Origin of the sequence: Bacillus seohaeanensis (assembly GCF_042684945.1) — a bacterium.
GTDB lineage: Bacteria > Bacillota > Bacilli > Bacillales > Bacillaceae_B > Rossellomorea > Rossellomorea seohaeanensis.
The window spans coordinates 22,480-36,156 of record NZ_JBHUMF010000012.1; the positions used below are offsets into that span (position 1 = coordinate 22,480).

General features: G+C 37.2%; 12 protein-coding genes. 5 read left to right on the forward strand and 7 right to left on the reverse strand.

The window, feature by feature from the left end; all coding sequences use genetic code 11:
* Positions 1-28: 28 nt before the first annotated feature.
* The 4 genes from ACFSUL_RS04895 to ACFSUL_RS04910 all read left to right on the forward strand — a co-directional run bounded on the left by ACFSUL_RS04895 (position 29) and on the right by ACFSUL_RS04910 (position 4,562).
* Positions 29-1,669, forward strand: coding sequence for a DUF2339 domain-containing protein (locus ACFSUL_RS04895; RefSeq protein WP_377933231.1), 1,641 nt, complete (start codon positions 29-31; stop codon positions 1,667-1,669).
* Positions 1,670-1,748: 79 nt separating this feature from the next.
* Positions 1,749-1,862, forward strand: a complete 114-nt coding sequence (locus ACFSUL_RS04900) for an RAxF-45 family protein (protein WP_377933233.1) — start codon at positions 1,749-1,751, stop codon at positions 1,860-1,862.
* 256 nt (positions 1,863-2,118) lie between these two features.
* The gene (gene abc-f / locus ACFSUL_RS04905; protein ID WP_377933234.1) at positions 2,119-4,008 is read left to right on the forward strand and encodes a ribosomal protection-like ABC-F family protein; all 1,890 of its coding nucleotides are present in this window, start codon (positions 2,119-2,121) and stop codon (positions 4,006-4,008) included.
* Between the two features lie 188 nt (positions 4,009-4,196).
* On the forward strand, positions 4,197-4,562 hold the full coding sequence (locus ACFSUL_RS04910; protein WP_377933236.1) for a hypothetical protein: 366 nt from the start codon (positions 4,197-4,199) through the stop codon (positions 4,560-4,562).
* Between the two features lie 74 nt (positions 4,563-4,636).
* On the opposite strand, the gene ACFSUL_RS04915 is transcribed toward ACFSUL_RS04910, so the two are convergent.
* The 5 genes from ACFSUL_RS04915 to ACFSUL_RS04935 all read right to left on the reverse strand — a co-directional run bounded on the left by ACFSUL_RS04915 (position 4,637) and on the right by ACFSUL_RS04935 (position 10,135).
* A complete protein-coding gene (locus ACFSUL_RS04915) occupies positions 4,637-4,864 on the reverse strand; it encodes a hypothetical protein (protein ID WP_377933238.1) in 228 nt (75 codons plus the stop codon).
* Positions 4,865-5,380: 516 nt separating this feature from the next.
* On the reverse strand, positions 5,381-6,388 hold the full coding sequence (mreBH, locus tag ACFSUL_RS04920) for a rod-share determining protein MreBH (protein ID WP_377933240.1): 1,008 nt from the start codon (positions 6,386-6,388) through the stop codon (positions 5,381-5,383).
* A gap of 286 nt (positions 6,389-6,674) precedes the next feature.
* The gene (locus tag ACFSUL_RS04925; protein WP_377933242.1) at positions 6,675-8,333 is read right to left on the reverse strand and encodes a methyl-accepting chemotaxis protein; all 1,659 of its coding nucleotides are present in this window, start codon (positions 8,331-8,333) and stop codon (positions 6,675-6,677) included.
* Positions 8,334-8,352: 19 nt separating this feature from the next.
* On the reverse strand, positions 8,353-9,327 hold the full coding sequence (locus ACFSUL_RS04930) for a BMP family lipoprotein (RefSeq protein WP_377933244.1): 975 nt from the start codon (positions 9,325-9,327) through the stop codon (positions 8,353-8,355).
* A 304-nt stretch (positions 9,328-9,631) separates the two neighbouring features.
* Positions 9,632-10,135: an acyl-CoA thioesterase gene (locus ACFSUL_RS04935; RefSeq protein ID WP_377933246.1), complete on the reverse strand. Its 504-nt coding sequence runs from the start codon at positions 10,133-10,135 to the stop codon at positions 9,632-9,634.
* Between the two features lie 215 nt (positions 10,136-10,350).
* Between ACFSUL_RS04935 and ACFSUL_RS04940 the strand changes: the two genes are divergently transcribed.
* A complete protein-coding gene (locus ACFSUL_RS04940) occupies positions 10,351-11,337 on the forward strand; it encodes a Gfo/Idh/MocA family protein (RefSeq protein WP_377933248.1) in 987 nt (328 codons plus the stop codon).
* 51 nt (positions 11,338-11,388) lie between these two features.
* On the opposite strand, the gene ACFSUL_RS04945 is transcribed toward ACFSUL_RS04940, so the two are convergent.
* Both ACFSUL_RS04945 and ACFSUL_RS04950 read right to left on the reverse strand, forming a co-directional pair.
* The gene (locus ACFSUL_RS04945; protein WP_377933250.1) at positions 11,389-11,517 is read right to left on the reverse strand and encodes a DUF2639 domain-containing protein; all 129 of its coding nucleotides are present in this window, start codon (positions 11,515-11,517) and stop codon (positions 11,389-11,391) included.
* A 799-nt stretch (positions 11,518-12,316) separates the two neighbouring features.
* A complete protein-coding gene (locus ACFSUL_RS04950) occupies positions 12,317-13,609 on the reverse strand; it encodes an MDR family MFS transporter (protein ID WP_377933252.1) in 1,293 nt (430 codons plus the stop codon).
* Between the last annotated feature and the right edge of the window lie 68 nt (positions 13,610-13,677).

The window sequence follows — 13,677 nt, forward strand, 5'->3', positions numbered from 1 at the left end:
TATAAATAACGGGTAGGGGGTGAAAGCAATGAATGAGCGGAAATTAGAAGAATTAGAACAAAAGATGAAGTACTTGGAAAAAGAACTATATGTAGTAAAAAGAGAATTGATAAGGGCAAAAGAGGAATCGGTGGAGCGACCTAGTCAAAAGGTGGCAGTATCAACTACTAAACAAGTTGAGCAGGAAGTAGAAAAGCAAGCTAAAAATCAGACACAACCAGAAGATAAAGGAATTGACTTTTCCGTTGAATGGTGGCTTCCAAAAGTATTCCTTTTCGTATTATTAATAGGAAGTATTTGGGGATTTATGGCTGCTTCTCAGAACGGTTGGCTAACTCCTGGCTTTCGTGTTGTTATTGGAGCAGTTGTTAGTATTCTAATGTATGCCGGCGGGGAACGTTTTATCAAAGATCAACGCAAGCTGGGTATCACGCTTTTATCAGGAAGCATCGTCTTGTCGGTAATTACGCTGTTTTCGGTAAATATATTATATGGTTTTATCAACGGGATTGTAACGAATATATTATTAGTACTATTGATTGCAGCAGGAATATGGCTTTCTCATCATCATAAATCGCAGCTAATATTGTGCTTAATTGGTGTAGGTGCTTATTTATTTCCATTTATTTTTGCTGGAGAAGCACGAAATGAATGGTTATTTTATGGTTATCAATTAATTATCTTTTTCCTTTTAACAACGTTTAGTTTTCTAAAAGGTTATCGTTATGGATGGAATATTTCTTATTACCTGCTTTATTTTACAATGCTATTTTTTGCTGCTTTTGGAATGGGAGAGATTACGATAAAAACAATCTTTCCGTTTGCCATCCAGCATGTCTACTTATTAGCGATCATTATATTGGATAAAGGAAAACGATTAAATGCGGAACTTATTCCCGCGTTTGTGTCAGGGACTTTTATTTTGATGGGGTTAATGCAGGTTGTATATCTGGATATTCCGCTTTGGTATTATGCCTTATTAGGAGTAATTTATATTGCTATTTCCTTTTTTCAGAAAATGGAGAAGAAGTCTACGAAGGATGTTCTGCTACTGTTAGGGTCCGTTCACTTACTTCTACTTATTTTAGAGTATGTGGAATATGATTGGAGCTTTTTATTGCTAGGCATTCAGGCAGTTGTCTTGCTTATGCTAGCCTATCAACGGAAAAGTTACATTAATCTTGCTGCATCGTTCGTGTTGATTTTTATCTCGTTTTTTGGAACAGTTCTACAACCAGTTGGACACTATTTTGGTGAGGTCGTACCAGCGTTTCTTTTATATTTTGGATACGTTTATACCCTTAAGAGGAATAATAAAAAATTCTTGACGATGTCTCCATCGGTGTTAAAGACATTCAGTACAGGATTAGTGTTCCTGTTCCTACTAAGATCTACTTCAGAGTTAGTGAATGATTGGTTGTATTCAGATCGAATGACTGCTTTTACGGTGGCACTTGCAGCATTTTCCATTTTTTATTTAATTTTCGGGGAAAGTAAAAAAGATATTTTTTACAGATGGGTTGGAATTAGTTTTCTAGGAATTACGTTAGTGAAGTTTTTCCTTATGGATTTAGTGTTTCTTGATTTTGCCATCCGAGCGATGATTTTGATTCCAATCGGTGTAATAGGGCTTGTGCTGTCTAGACTATTGTATAAAAAGAAACAATAGATGTTATTTTGGTCTTGTATTAAATATCAGAAAAGTTGTATAATATAAACAATTACTATGTGAAGGAGGTGGAGTTGAGATGAGTCGTTCTGTAGGGTTGCATGGACAGTTTTTAGAGTATATTTACATTTGCCGTGCAATTTTTCATGTTGTTGCTTTTAACGGGATACGTATGCCCATTTTTAGCAATTAAATATGAAACAGAACGGTAAGAGGTCTCAAATTCCACAAATATCCTTTAAATCGGAAAAAGAGGGCTTCATGGCTCTCTTTTTGTCGTTAGAGTGAACATTTAAAAAGCGTTGTCAAAATACTTCAGCATGTGTCGAAGTATTTTGATTAGCTTGATTTATTGGTCATAGGTGAGCCTTTTGCTTACCTGTGGCCTTTTTTTATAGACGCAGCCTCTTACCGTTATCAAATTGAAACAATGAGAGGAAATGATAGAAATGATACTTTGCAGTGCACAACAACTAAGTAAAATGTTCGGCGGGAATTTAATTTTTGAGAATATGACATTTGAAATAAAGTCCGGTGATAGAATTGGTCTCGTAGGTAGAAATGGAACGGGAAAGACAACGATATTCAAACTTCTTTCAGGCGTAGAACAGCCAGATCATGGGGAGATTCATTTGAAGAAAGGAGCGAAAATTGGCTATCTTGCCCAAATACCACAATACTCAGAAGAGACAACAGGCATAGAAGTTTTACAATCCGCCTTTGTTTCTTTAGTGCAAACAGGGGAAAGGATCAAGGAGCTGGAGAAGCAGATGGCATCGGAAAAAAATGAGGATAGCCTGTCAAAGCTTCTCGAAGAATATGGAAAGCTTCAAGATACATTCACAAACTCCGGTGGATATGAAATGGAAAGTACTATTGCAAAGGTTGCAAATGGTTTAGGCATAGAGGGGTTGCTCGATAAACAATTTCAACAATTAAGTGGGGGAGAACAAACGAAACTATGCTTAGGGCTTGTTTTATTACAGGAGCCAGACCTCCTGCTTCTAGATGAACCAACTAACCATCTTGATATTGGTGCAGTAGAATGGTTGGAATCGTTCTTAACAGACTATGAAGGGACAGTCATGTGCATATCCCATGATCGCTACTTCTTAGATAACGTCATTACGAAAATATATGATTTAGAAGAGGGAGAGCTCACGGTTTACCATCAAAATTACTCAGGATTTGTGAAAGAAAAAGAAGAACGGCTACTTATTGAATTTCAAGCATACCAAGAGCAACAGAAAAAAATAAAAAAAATGAAGGAAGCAATTAAACGATTACGAGAATGGGCGAATCAAGCGAATCCCCCAAATGAAGGGTTGCATAAGAGAGCCCGCAATATGGAGAGAGCATTAGAAAGAATGGAAAAACTGAAGCGACCTGTATTAGAAAAGAAAAAGATGGGCTTGGAGTTCGAGCAAACAGACCGTAGCGGTAAAGTTGTTTTCTCCATGGATGGTGTTGCAAAAGCATTTGGGGATAAACCTTTATTCCAAGAAGCAACGTTACTTGTCCATTATCAAGATAGAACAGCAATTGTCGGAAAAAATGGTACAGGTAAGTCCACTATTATTAGAATGCTCTTAGGAGGGGAAATCCCTGATATTGGTGAAATAAAACTAGGAAGCAATGTGAAACTTGGGTATCTTTCGCAACATTTTACAATGAAGGATCCTAAAGTACGATTAATTGACGCCTTCAGAGACGAAGTGGCGGTAACCGAGGGAGATGCAAGGCATATTTTAGCTAAATTCTTATTCTATGGACCTAACGTCTTTCGAAAGGTTGGAGATCTTAGTGGTGGAGAGAAGATGAGGCTTAGGTTAGCACAATTAATGCATCAGGACATTAATTTTCTCGTATTAGATGAGCCGACCAACCATTTAGATATTGATTCACGTGAGGTATTAGAGGATGCGCTAGAAGACTTTCACGGAACCATTTTAGCTGTCTCTCACGACAGGTACTTTTTAAATAAATTGTTTAAGAAAACGTATTGGATTTACAACCAGAAACTGTATGGTTTTGATGGAGCTTATCAATGGGCCAAGGGGAAGCTTCATGAAATGACAGAAAGAGAGGTTCCAGAAAAAAATAAAGACAGTAAGATACAAGATTCTAAACCGACTCAAACTCGGAAAGCACTTGAGCAGACACCTTCGATGGACGAGATTGAAAAGGATTTAGAAAAAATAGAGGAGTCCATAGTTGAAATTGACCAGCAGCTATTAAGAGAGGACGGGTTGGAAAAAATACAACAGCTCTATGCAGAAAAAGAAATATTGGAGAGGCAACGAGATGAAAAATATGGGCTTTTAGAAACATTACTTTAAACATAAAATTCCTGTGACCTTCGGCTATTCGTATGAAACCTCAATTTCATACGAATAGCCAAAAAATAGATTTATCACCAGCATTTTATTGCAGTAATCTATCGAAATTGAAAGTTTTTTTATTCCCTGAAACGGGCATTTACGCATATAGTTTATTGTGTGTACTTTTCTAGGAGGGGAGCCTGTCCATGTATTATTTTCATCACCCTAGTTACTATCATCCGGCTTATCATCATCCTGGGTATTGGCCAATCCGACAATATCCAGCTATTGACCCGACTCTTTTGTATGATTCAGCGAATGAATCCAAAAAACTTATGAAAGAAGCGAGTATAGTTCTTGATAGATTATCTGCGTCAAAGCAATTTGACACTGAATTAATGTATGCTGCACAAACTTCAGATATTAAAGAGGTTAAACGTTTAATTCATTCTATAGGAGTTACGTCGGATGTAGATGTTCATTACGATCCTGATGGGTTACGGTTAGAGTTTACATCAAAAGTAGCCGATATGGATTGCTGTCGGTTACTAATTGCATTGCGCTGGCGTTAGAGTATATTAGTTGCTTGATTTTTCAGGAAAAACGTTATTAAAAAAGCTGGTTCCCTTGAAAAGGAAGTAGCTTTTTAATGATTATAGGGTGAACCTTTGGAAACAAGAAAATACTTGAACCAGAATCGGAATTCATCAAACAGTACTGGATAATCAAACGAGAACTTTTCTAAGAAATCTTCTAATACTTCTGTTTCAACATTATCCAGGAGACCAGTTACGTAAAGTGGGACTTGAAATCGTTTATACAAATCGCTATAACCATAAAAACTGAATAAGTCCTCTATTTGCTGCTCTTCCATTGTCCTCACCACCTGTTAATTAGTCTTTCATATTTTTTTCGTGAAATACTTACATTTTGTTTTTGGGTAAAATATTAGCTTATTTTTGGAGTTGTTTTCGTAAGTTTTATTGTTTGTGGGGAATAGACCGTTCCTTTCCACTGCAATCCACTCTATGTTTTCAACTGTTGTTAAAAGCAACAACCTTTTGCAAACAAGTGCCCGTAGCAGAAATCAACGGGGAGAATGTATAACTGAAAACAATAATCTATGAGAAAAGAGCCTTTTTTAAAACTGTAAGTGAAATTAAGTCAATAGTACAAGCATATCTATCGCTAACTCATACTATGTAATATGTGAAGCCACTCCTTTCATCTTCACTAAAAGGGACCGATAATTTAGTTTATCGGTCCCTTTCTAATAGTGTTGGTTATCATTATCTCAGCGAAAAGACAATTATCCACATTTATCCCGTGAGTGCCACTCAATCGCCATCAAAAAACCACTCTAATTTAAAAGGGCGGTAGTAATTAGATGTTATTTTGCGGCCTTTTGTAGTTTATGAATAACGGAAAGCGAACGACCTGTTCCGATTGCAACAGATTCAAGCGGATTAGGTGCTAAATGGACGGGAACGATAATTTCACTACTTAGCCATTCTTGAAGTCCATTTAGTAAAGCGCCGCCCCCAGTTAAAATTACTCCTCGATCCACAATGTCTCCGCTAAGTTCAGGAGGACAATTTTCAAGTGTTGCTCGAATTGTTTCAAGGATATGAAGAAGCGATTCTTTTAATGCCCCTTGTATTTCAGGCGATTGTAGGGTAATAGTCTTTGGCAACCCGGTTACTAAATCGCGTCCTCGAATATCAATTGTAAGTTCTTCGTGGTCAATCAATGCATGACCGACTTCCATTTTGATTTGTTCCGCTGTTCGTTCACCAATTAGTAGATTGTATTTTTTCCGAACATGCTGAATGATATCTTCGTCCATTTGGTCTCCACCAACGCGGATTGTATTACAGGATACAACCCCGCCATATGAGATGATACCAACCTCTGTCGTACCACCACCAATATCGACAATCACATTAGCAACTGGTTCTTCTACCGGAAGATCCGCTCCGATAGCTGCTGCTACGGGTTCCTCGATAAGTGTAGCTGTTTTTGCTCCGCTGGCTTTGACTGCATCTTGTATTGCACGACGTTCAACAGAGGTAGCGCCTGAAGGGGTACAAACAACTATATTTGGTTTACGGATAGATAGTCCAAGTAGCTTACTCGCCTTTTTCATAATTTGTTTTAACATTTCTGTTGTCATATCAAAATCAGCAATTACACCATCTTTTAACGGGCGAACTGCAACAATTTTTCCAGGGGTTTTTCCAATCATACTCTTCGCTTCAGTTCCAACTGCTAAAACACTTTTGGTTTCTGTATCAATAGCGACAACAGAAGGTTCATTTAAAATAATTCCTTTATTTTTACTATATACAAGAATATTAGCTGTTCCTAAATCAATACCAATTTCAGAGTTTGAAAACATCAGTATTCCTCCAACCTATATAATTCTAAACACTTATAATACTTCTATACAGTATAGGAGATTTATGAGGGTTGTACATGTGGGGAAATTTGCCAGTCGACAAAATGTTACAAGATTTTTTATAGAAAAAAAGGTAAATAAGTGGTCTAAATACTGTTATATCAATTGTCTTCCGATAGATTTTGAATTTTCTTCCTTTGTACTCGAAGCATTTCGTTATATAAATTTAAACTGTTTGTAAAATAAAAAGTAGGGTGACGATATTCGTCACCCTACTTTTTTACTGTTACAATTTAAAGCGGCTTAATAATTCATTCATCTCTGAAGTCATATTATTTAGTTGTTGAACTTGTTCATTCATCTGTTTGAAGGAGGATTGTTGTTCTTCTGTAGATGCTGAAATCTCTTCTGTACTTGCCGCTGTTTGTTCTGTTACAGCTGAAATATTTTCGATTGCTGTAATAACGTTATGAGTCTTCTCATTAGACTTCTGCATGGCATGTTCCAGATTAGTAAGCTGGTCGGAAATAATGGAGACATTTTCTGAAATATCTTCAAAGGATTTTTCTGTATCAACCATAGAATTTAGTTGCTCTGTAGACAGTTCATTTCCTTTTTGGGAAGATTGAGAGATTGTTAAAATGCCTGTTTTAATATTATTAACCATCTTAGTAATTAATTCTGTAGCACTGGAAGAGTCCTCTGCTAGTTTTCTTACCTCTTGTGCGACGACAGCAAATCCTTTTCCAGCCTCTCCAGCCCGTGCTGCTTCTATTGCAGCATTGAGTGCTAATAAATTTGTTTGTTCAGCAATTTCCTTTACAGACTGTGCTGCACTTTCAATTTCACCTGCATACTGGGAAAAGTGATCAACAGAAATTTTTATATCTTTTGAGGAAATTGCTATTTGTTCAGCATAGTTCTTCTGGTTGTTTAATGAGGTCTTTCCAGCTTTTACACTAGATAAAGCTATTTTACTAGACGCAGTAGAACGTTTGCTTTCCTGAACATTATGAGAAAATTCCTCTCCAAATTGTGACATTATCTCTGCTGTTGATTGAATTTCTTCTGAAATTGATTGACTTCCCTTAGCGAGTTCTGTAGTAGATACTGCTACTTGGTTACTGCTTTCCGTCAAACTTACCATTCTATTGCTAACTTCACCTGTAAATTGCTTCACCTTGGTTCCGATGTCTTCAACGGAAGTGACTGTATTTCGTAGGTTTTCAATCATCTCGGCAAAAGCTAACTGAAGTTTATCAATTTCATAGCGGCTTTTACGAGAAGAGTTCGAGTCTGTTTGAACAGTCAAATCACCACTGGCAACACTTTCGGCATCTTTTACGATTTTATTAATCGGCTTCACAATGCGACCTGCTAAATATAAGGATAGACCAATAGATAATAAGATAATCGTTATTGTCCCTATAATAGTAGAGAGAACAATAAAGTTTATTTTTTGCTGTGTCTCTTGAAGTAAATTGTCGTACCATTCGTTTGTTTGTTTTTTTAGTAAGAACATATCGTTTAAAATACCCGATATTCGAATAGATTGCCGTTTAATTTCTGCTTTACTATTAGTGTCTAGAGCGGTAAGGGACGCCTGAGTCAGTTCATCGAATTTTGTAGTGATTTTTGTCAGGGTCTCTTGTTGATCATGTTCATCAATTAAACCCTTTAGATTAGTGATTTGCTCCTGGGTTGATTTCATTAAGCCTTGCACTTCTTGTTTATTAGCATCAGTAGCATTAAAGGAATAATTAGCTAGAGATTGTTTGGTGACAATAAGATTTCCTTCCAAATCTTCTGTTTTCAGTAAAATCTCTACATCTTCTTTTGCCGAACTTTGAATATTAATTAATTGATAAATAATATAGCCAATAATAAATGTCGAGAGGATTAACGGGATGATTCCTAGTAGTATAAGTCTTTTCTTTAAAGTCATAGAATCCTACTCCTTGTTTTTATTGAATGTTAATAGGTATATCACCTGAAATAATCTTTTCTGTTGCTTCTTCTATTTTCTTTTTCTCTTCGCTAGTTAATGGTGCAACTCGAATAGGTGCTAATCCAACTCCATCTTCCTTCAATCCTAGTTCATATATAGGTTTGCTTATCTTTCCAGTTTCTTTAAGGCTTTTCGCTATATCAAATACGGCATTATCAATCTTTTTCACCATAGACGTCACAACGGCTTTCTCTGCTACAAAATATTGATCCGAGTCTACCCCAGCGGCATAGACGTTCGCTTGCTGTGCTGCTTGGAGAGCACCTGCTCCGGTAAAACCTGCAGCATGGTACAAGAAATCTGCACCTTTTTTAATTTGTTTGTTGGCAATTTTTGCTCCCAATTTGGCATCTCCAAAATTATTGGCATTTTCCTTGAAAATAGTAATGGATGGATTAACGTATTTTGCCCCCTGTTCAAATCCCTTTTCAAAGCGTTTAATTACTGGTACATCATCTCCAGCTATGTAACCGAGCTTATTCGTCTTCGTTGTCATCGCTGCTACCATACCAACTAAAAAGCTACCTTCATGGTCTTTAAATGTAATAGAAGTAACATTGTCTAATTCTGAAACCCCATCAATCAATAAAAACCTTTGTTTTGGGTGGGTTTTTGCGGTTTTTTCAAGGGCTTCTTGTACGGAAAATCCTAATCCAATTATTAAGTCATGTTCTTGTTTCACTAACTCGGCAAAGGCACCTTCAAAATCCCCATCTGGTGCTTCCCTATAATCAAATAATATTCCTAATTCATCACGAGCTTTCTCTAACCCTCGAAAAGCTGAGTCATTAAAGGAGTCATCACCTAGACCCGTGTCAGATAATAATATTCCAATACTTTGCTCCTGCTTATTATTTTCCTGGGGGGAAGAGGAGCAACCAGTAATAAAAATGGTCAGTAAAAGTAGAATGTATCCTAATTTATTATTCAATATGTACCCTCCTTGAAGTTAAAAGAACTTGAATTTTTGTATGTATAAAACGCCTTAATTTGTATTGAGGTGTTGAAAAGGAAAATGTCTCGAATACTTAGGTGGTGAAGCAGGGCAACAAATTATGATATAGATGTTCTTCAAAATGGGCATACCCTTTTTATCGGAAGAATAAGAGAATTGTTTAGAGGTCCGTCCCAAAGTGAGTTAACGCGTTAATTGACCAAGTCGATATTGCAGGCTGCTTTAGCGTGTTTTAAAAATGAAAAAGCCTGACCAGATTTGCATGGACAGGCTTTGATCGTTAGTAGGCTTTAGCGAAAAATTCAGCTAGCTCTTGGCTGTGTTTTTTTCGAGCTTTTCGGTGCTGTGCACGGTCTTTTGCTGTTTCATTTAGCCATTTTTCTTCTTCCGTTTGTGGAACAATTTCCGGAATTTCTACAGGTTTTCCATCTTCAAGGGCAACGAAGGTGAGAAAGGAAATGGCAGCTACTTTTGTATCTCCTGTTAATAGGTTTTCAGAAGTTACCTTCACAGATATTTCCATAGAACTGCGCCCTGTGTAGCTTACGATTGCTTCTAGTGTTACAGCATCTCCGACTACAATTGGTTCTAAGAAATCAACGGAATCAGTTGATGCCGTTACAACGGGCTTCCTTGCATGTTTTAAAGCAGAAATAGATGCTACATCATCAATATATGCCATTAATTTTCCACCAAATAGTGTTCCATGATTATTTGTGTCTGGTGGAAGTACATGTGCTGTTTTAATTGTTTTTGTATCTTTCATGAACTTTTGTTCTCTCATTTACGTAATCACCTTTCCAAATAAATTAAATAGTCTACCTCTTAATATACACCAAATCCCTTTTAATGAAACATGTGGAAAAATTCTCACATTGACTGTTACGTTACGTGTTTGCGTTTGGTTCCTATTTAGCTAAAGAGTTATAATGGAAATTTATTAGAAAAAAGGTTACTCTTATGGATAGCTGAAGTTATACATATTTAGGAGGAACAGTTATGATTCGATTTGGTGTAGTAGGAACTAATTGGATTACTGACGCTTTTTTAGAAGCTGCAAGTAATATTGAGGATTTTAAATTAACAGCAGTATATTCGAGAACATCTGAAAAGGCAAATGAATTTGCAAGTAAATACGGTGTTGAAACTACTTTTACAAACTTAGAAGAAATGGCTAAAAGTGATGAAATAGATGCTGTTTATTTAGCAAGTCCTAATTCATTTCATGCAAAACAGGCTGTCACTTTTCTTCAGAATAAAAAACATGTATTATGCGAAAAGCCTTTGGCATCCAATATACGGGAAGTTACATTGATGGTAGAAGCCGCAAAGGAAAATAATGTTCTATTAATGGAAGCGATGAAGTCATCGTTTTTACCTAATTTTAAAGTGATTCAGAATAACCTGCATAAGGTAGGGAAAGTGAGAAGGTATTTTGCGAGTTATTGTCAGTATTCTTCTAGATATGATGCATACAAACAAGGAACAGTACTAAATGCTTTTGATCCAAAATTCTCAAACGGATCGTTAATGGATATAGGAATTTACTGTCTCTATCCACTTATTGTGTTATTTGGAAAACCACTAGAAGTAAAAGCAAGCGGAGTTTTATTAGAAACAGGGGTAGATGGGGAAGGTAGTGTTCTCCTCCGTTATAAAGATTTTGATGCTGTTATAATGTATTCAAAAATTACCAATTCCTCTTTACCATCAGAGATACAAGGGGAAGAGGGGAATATGGTTATTGATAAAATTAATACACCAGAGAAAGTAGAAATACAGTATCGAAATGGTTCAGTGGAAGATCTTACCGAGACACAGTCAGCGTTGTCTATGTATTATGAAGCAAAACAATTCATTGAACTCATTCAAGCAGGGGAAACAGAATCACCAATTAATTCATTTGAGAACTCTCTTACGGTGATGGAAGTGATGGACGAAGTTAGAAAGCAAATCGGCGTTGTGTTTCCAAACGACAATAGTTGATTTGTAAGAACAATAAAAGGGGCTGAAGAAAATTCAGCCCCTTGATCATTTTTATTTTGTTTTTTCTAATAAGTTATGAAGAACATGTTTTTTATAAGATTCTACTTTACGTTCTTCATAGCGGCGAACACCCGCTTTTTTAAGTTCTTCCACGTACCAGCCTTTGCTTCCTAAATGCATCCGAAGACACCCTTTCTTTACGTTTTTGTTGGAATCTCTGACTAATTCGGGTCGAGAGTAACGATAAAATTTCCTTCGGGACACATTGTAACATCTATGAAAATAGCACGAAACCCCTTGATAGAAATTTAATAAATTTGTATTTTGATAGTGTGGAATGTGAGTGTGGAACGGATAGTGTGGAACGTGCCAGGAACAAAAGAGGTGGAATGTGCCAGGAACAAAAGAGGTGGAATGTGCCAGGAACAAGAGGGGCGGAATGTGCCAGGAACAAAAGAGATGGAATGTGCCAGGAACAAAAGAGGCGGAATGTGCCAGGAACAAAAAGGGTGGAACGTGCCAGGAACAAAAGAGGCGGAATGTGCCAGGAACAAAAGAGGCGGAATGTGCCAGGAACAAAAGGGGCGGAATGTGCCAGGAACAAAAGGGGCGGAATGTGCCAGGAACAAAAAGGGTGGGGGATGTGCCAGGAACAAAAGAGGCGGAATGTGTCAGGAACAAAAGAGGCGGAATGTGCCAGGAACAAAAGAGGCGGAATGTGCCAGGAACAAAAGGGGCGGAATGTGCCAGGAACAAAAGGGGAGGAACGTGCCAGGAACAAAAGAGGCGGAATGTGTCAGGAACAAAAGAGGCGGAATGTGCCAGGAACAAAAGAGGCGGAATGTGCCAGGAACAAAAGAGGCGGAATGTGTCAGGAACAAAAGAGGTGGAATGTGCCAGGAACAAAAGGGGCGGAATGTGCCAGGAACAAATTGTGAAAATAGCAAAAGGGTGAGGAACTAATAACCTCACCCTTTACTTAATGATTAACAATTTTATTCAAGGATACTTGTTCCTTTTCAAATCGCTGGAACATTATATAGTAGATACCAGCACTAACCAAAGCGAGAATGGAGATAATTAAGAATGTCCAGTTATAACCAATCCATAATGTTGCTGTAATGGCTAACGGAGCAATCGTTCTTCCAATGGTATATCTAAGACTCGCTGCTGCGAAATACTGCCCCCTCATATGGTCAGGTGCGAGTTTAGAGATAAAGCTTTGTTGGATACCAGCAGTCATCAGTTCAGCAAGTGTGAAAATAGCCATCGCTAAGACGAACACCCAAACAGAGCTTGTTTGTCCAAAAATAAAAATGGAGAAGGCATATACAATGGAGGAAATAACAAATATATTTCTCTCTCTAAATTTAGTCACCCATTTTGTCACAACAACTGTTAACAGTGCAACGAGAAATCCATTTTCTGATAATATAAAGCCAAAGATTTGTTCACCAACAAGCGTGAGTGACCAGTCCCCAATAGAAAAGAGGGTTGCTTGTTCTACAGTATCTTTTATATAAACAGGGAATAACAAATCTAATTGCATAAATGTTTGAGCAACTAAAATCCCTGCAATGATAAATAATAGAAACGTTCTGTCTTGAATAATAACTTTATAATCTTTAAATTGAGCTGTTATAACGCTATGCCATGCTTTCTTTTTTCCCTCTGTAACAAGAAGTCTTTCTTGATTTTGAGGAGCTGTTTCCCTCGTCATTTTCATCAATAACAGCGATAACATCATACAAATAAGTGCTGCAACTAAGAGGAGTTCAAACCGATAGTGGACATAGAATATTCCACCAAGGATTGGTCCAATGACAACAGCAATGTTTATGCTTGTGTAAAAAACGGCAAACACGCTGCTACGGTCTTTTTCGTCTACTACATCAGCTACCATTGCTTGACTTGCGGGCCAATAAAAAGCACCGAATACTCCCGCCAAGCTAAAGCATAAAAAGCCAATAATAGCAGAGTCCAACCATGGAGAGCTTGCGAATGCAAATATTAGAAAAGCAAATCCTTGCCCGAAAGCGGAAATAACCATCATTCGCTTCCTACCAAATCGATCCGCACAGTAGCCTCCCATTAAATTTGCAAAAACGGAGAACACTTGAGAAAGAATTAACATTAATCCAGCTACGCTTTTTCCAAATTCCTCTGTAAAATAAATCGTTAGAAAGGGAAAAAACATCCAAAACGTAGTATTTATCATCGCTTCCCCAAACAGTCGTACTTTTAGATTGCTATCCCAATCTCTAATTCGCATTCTATTTCCCTCCCCGTATATACATAAGATGAACTACAATATCATATATCGAGAACCGAAATAAAACA

Coding starts and splice junctions, on each gene's coding strand:
- ACFSUL_RS04895 (WP_377933231.1), top strand. CDS start 29: ATGAATGAGCGGAAATTAGAAGAATTAGAACAAAAGATGAAGTACTTG.
- ACFSUL_RS04900 (WP_377933233.1), top strand. CDS start 1,749: ATGAGTCGTTCTGTAGGGTTGCATGGACAGTTTTTAGAGTATATTTAC.
- abc-f (WP_377933234.1), top strand. CDS start 2,119: ATGATACTTTGCAGTGCACAACAACTAAGTAAAATGTTCGGCGGGAAT.
- ACFSUL_RS04910 (WP_377933236.1), top strand. CDS start 4,197: ATGTATTATTTTCATCACCCTAGTTACTATCATCCGGCTTATCATCAT.
- ACFSUL_RS04915 (WP_377933238.1), bottom strand. CDS start 4,864: ATGGAAGAGCAGCAAATAGAGGACTTATTCAGTTTTTATGGTTATAGC.
- mreBH (WP_377933240.1), bottom strand. CDS start 6,388: ATGTTTTCAAACTCTGAAATTGGTATTGATTTAGGAACAGCTAATATT.
- ACFSUL_RS04925 (WP_377933242.1), bottom strand. CDS start 8,333: ATGACTTTAAAGAAAAGACTTATACTACTAGGAATCATCCCGTTAATC.
- ACFSUL_RS04935 (WP_377933246.1), bottom strand. CDS start 10,135: ATGAGAGAACAAAAGTTCATGAAAGATACAAAAACAATTAAAACAGCA.
- ACFSUL_RS04940 (WP_377933248.1), top strand. CDS start 10,351: ATGATTCGATTTGGTGTAGTAGGAACTAATTGGATTACTGACGCTTTT.
- ACFSUL_RS04945 (WP_377933250.1), bottom strand. CDS start 11,517: ATGCATTTAGGAAGCAAAGGCTGGTACGTGGAAGAACTTAAAAAAGCG.
- ACFSUL_RS04950 (WP_377933252.1), bottom strand. CDS start 13,609: ATGCGAATTAGAGATTGGGATAGCAATCTAAAAGTACGACTGTTTGGG.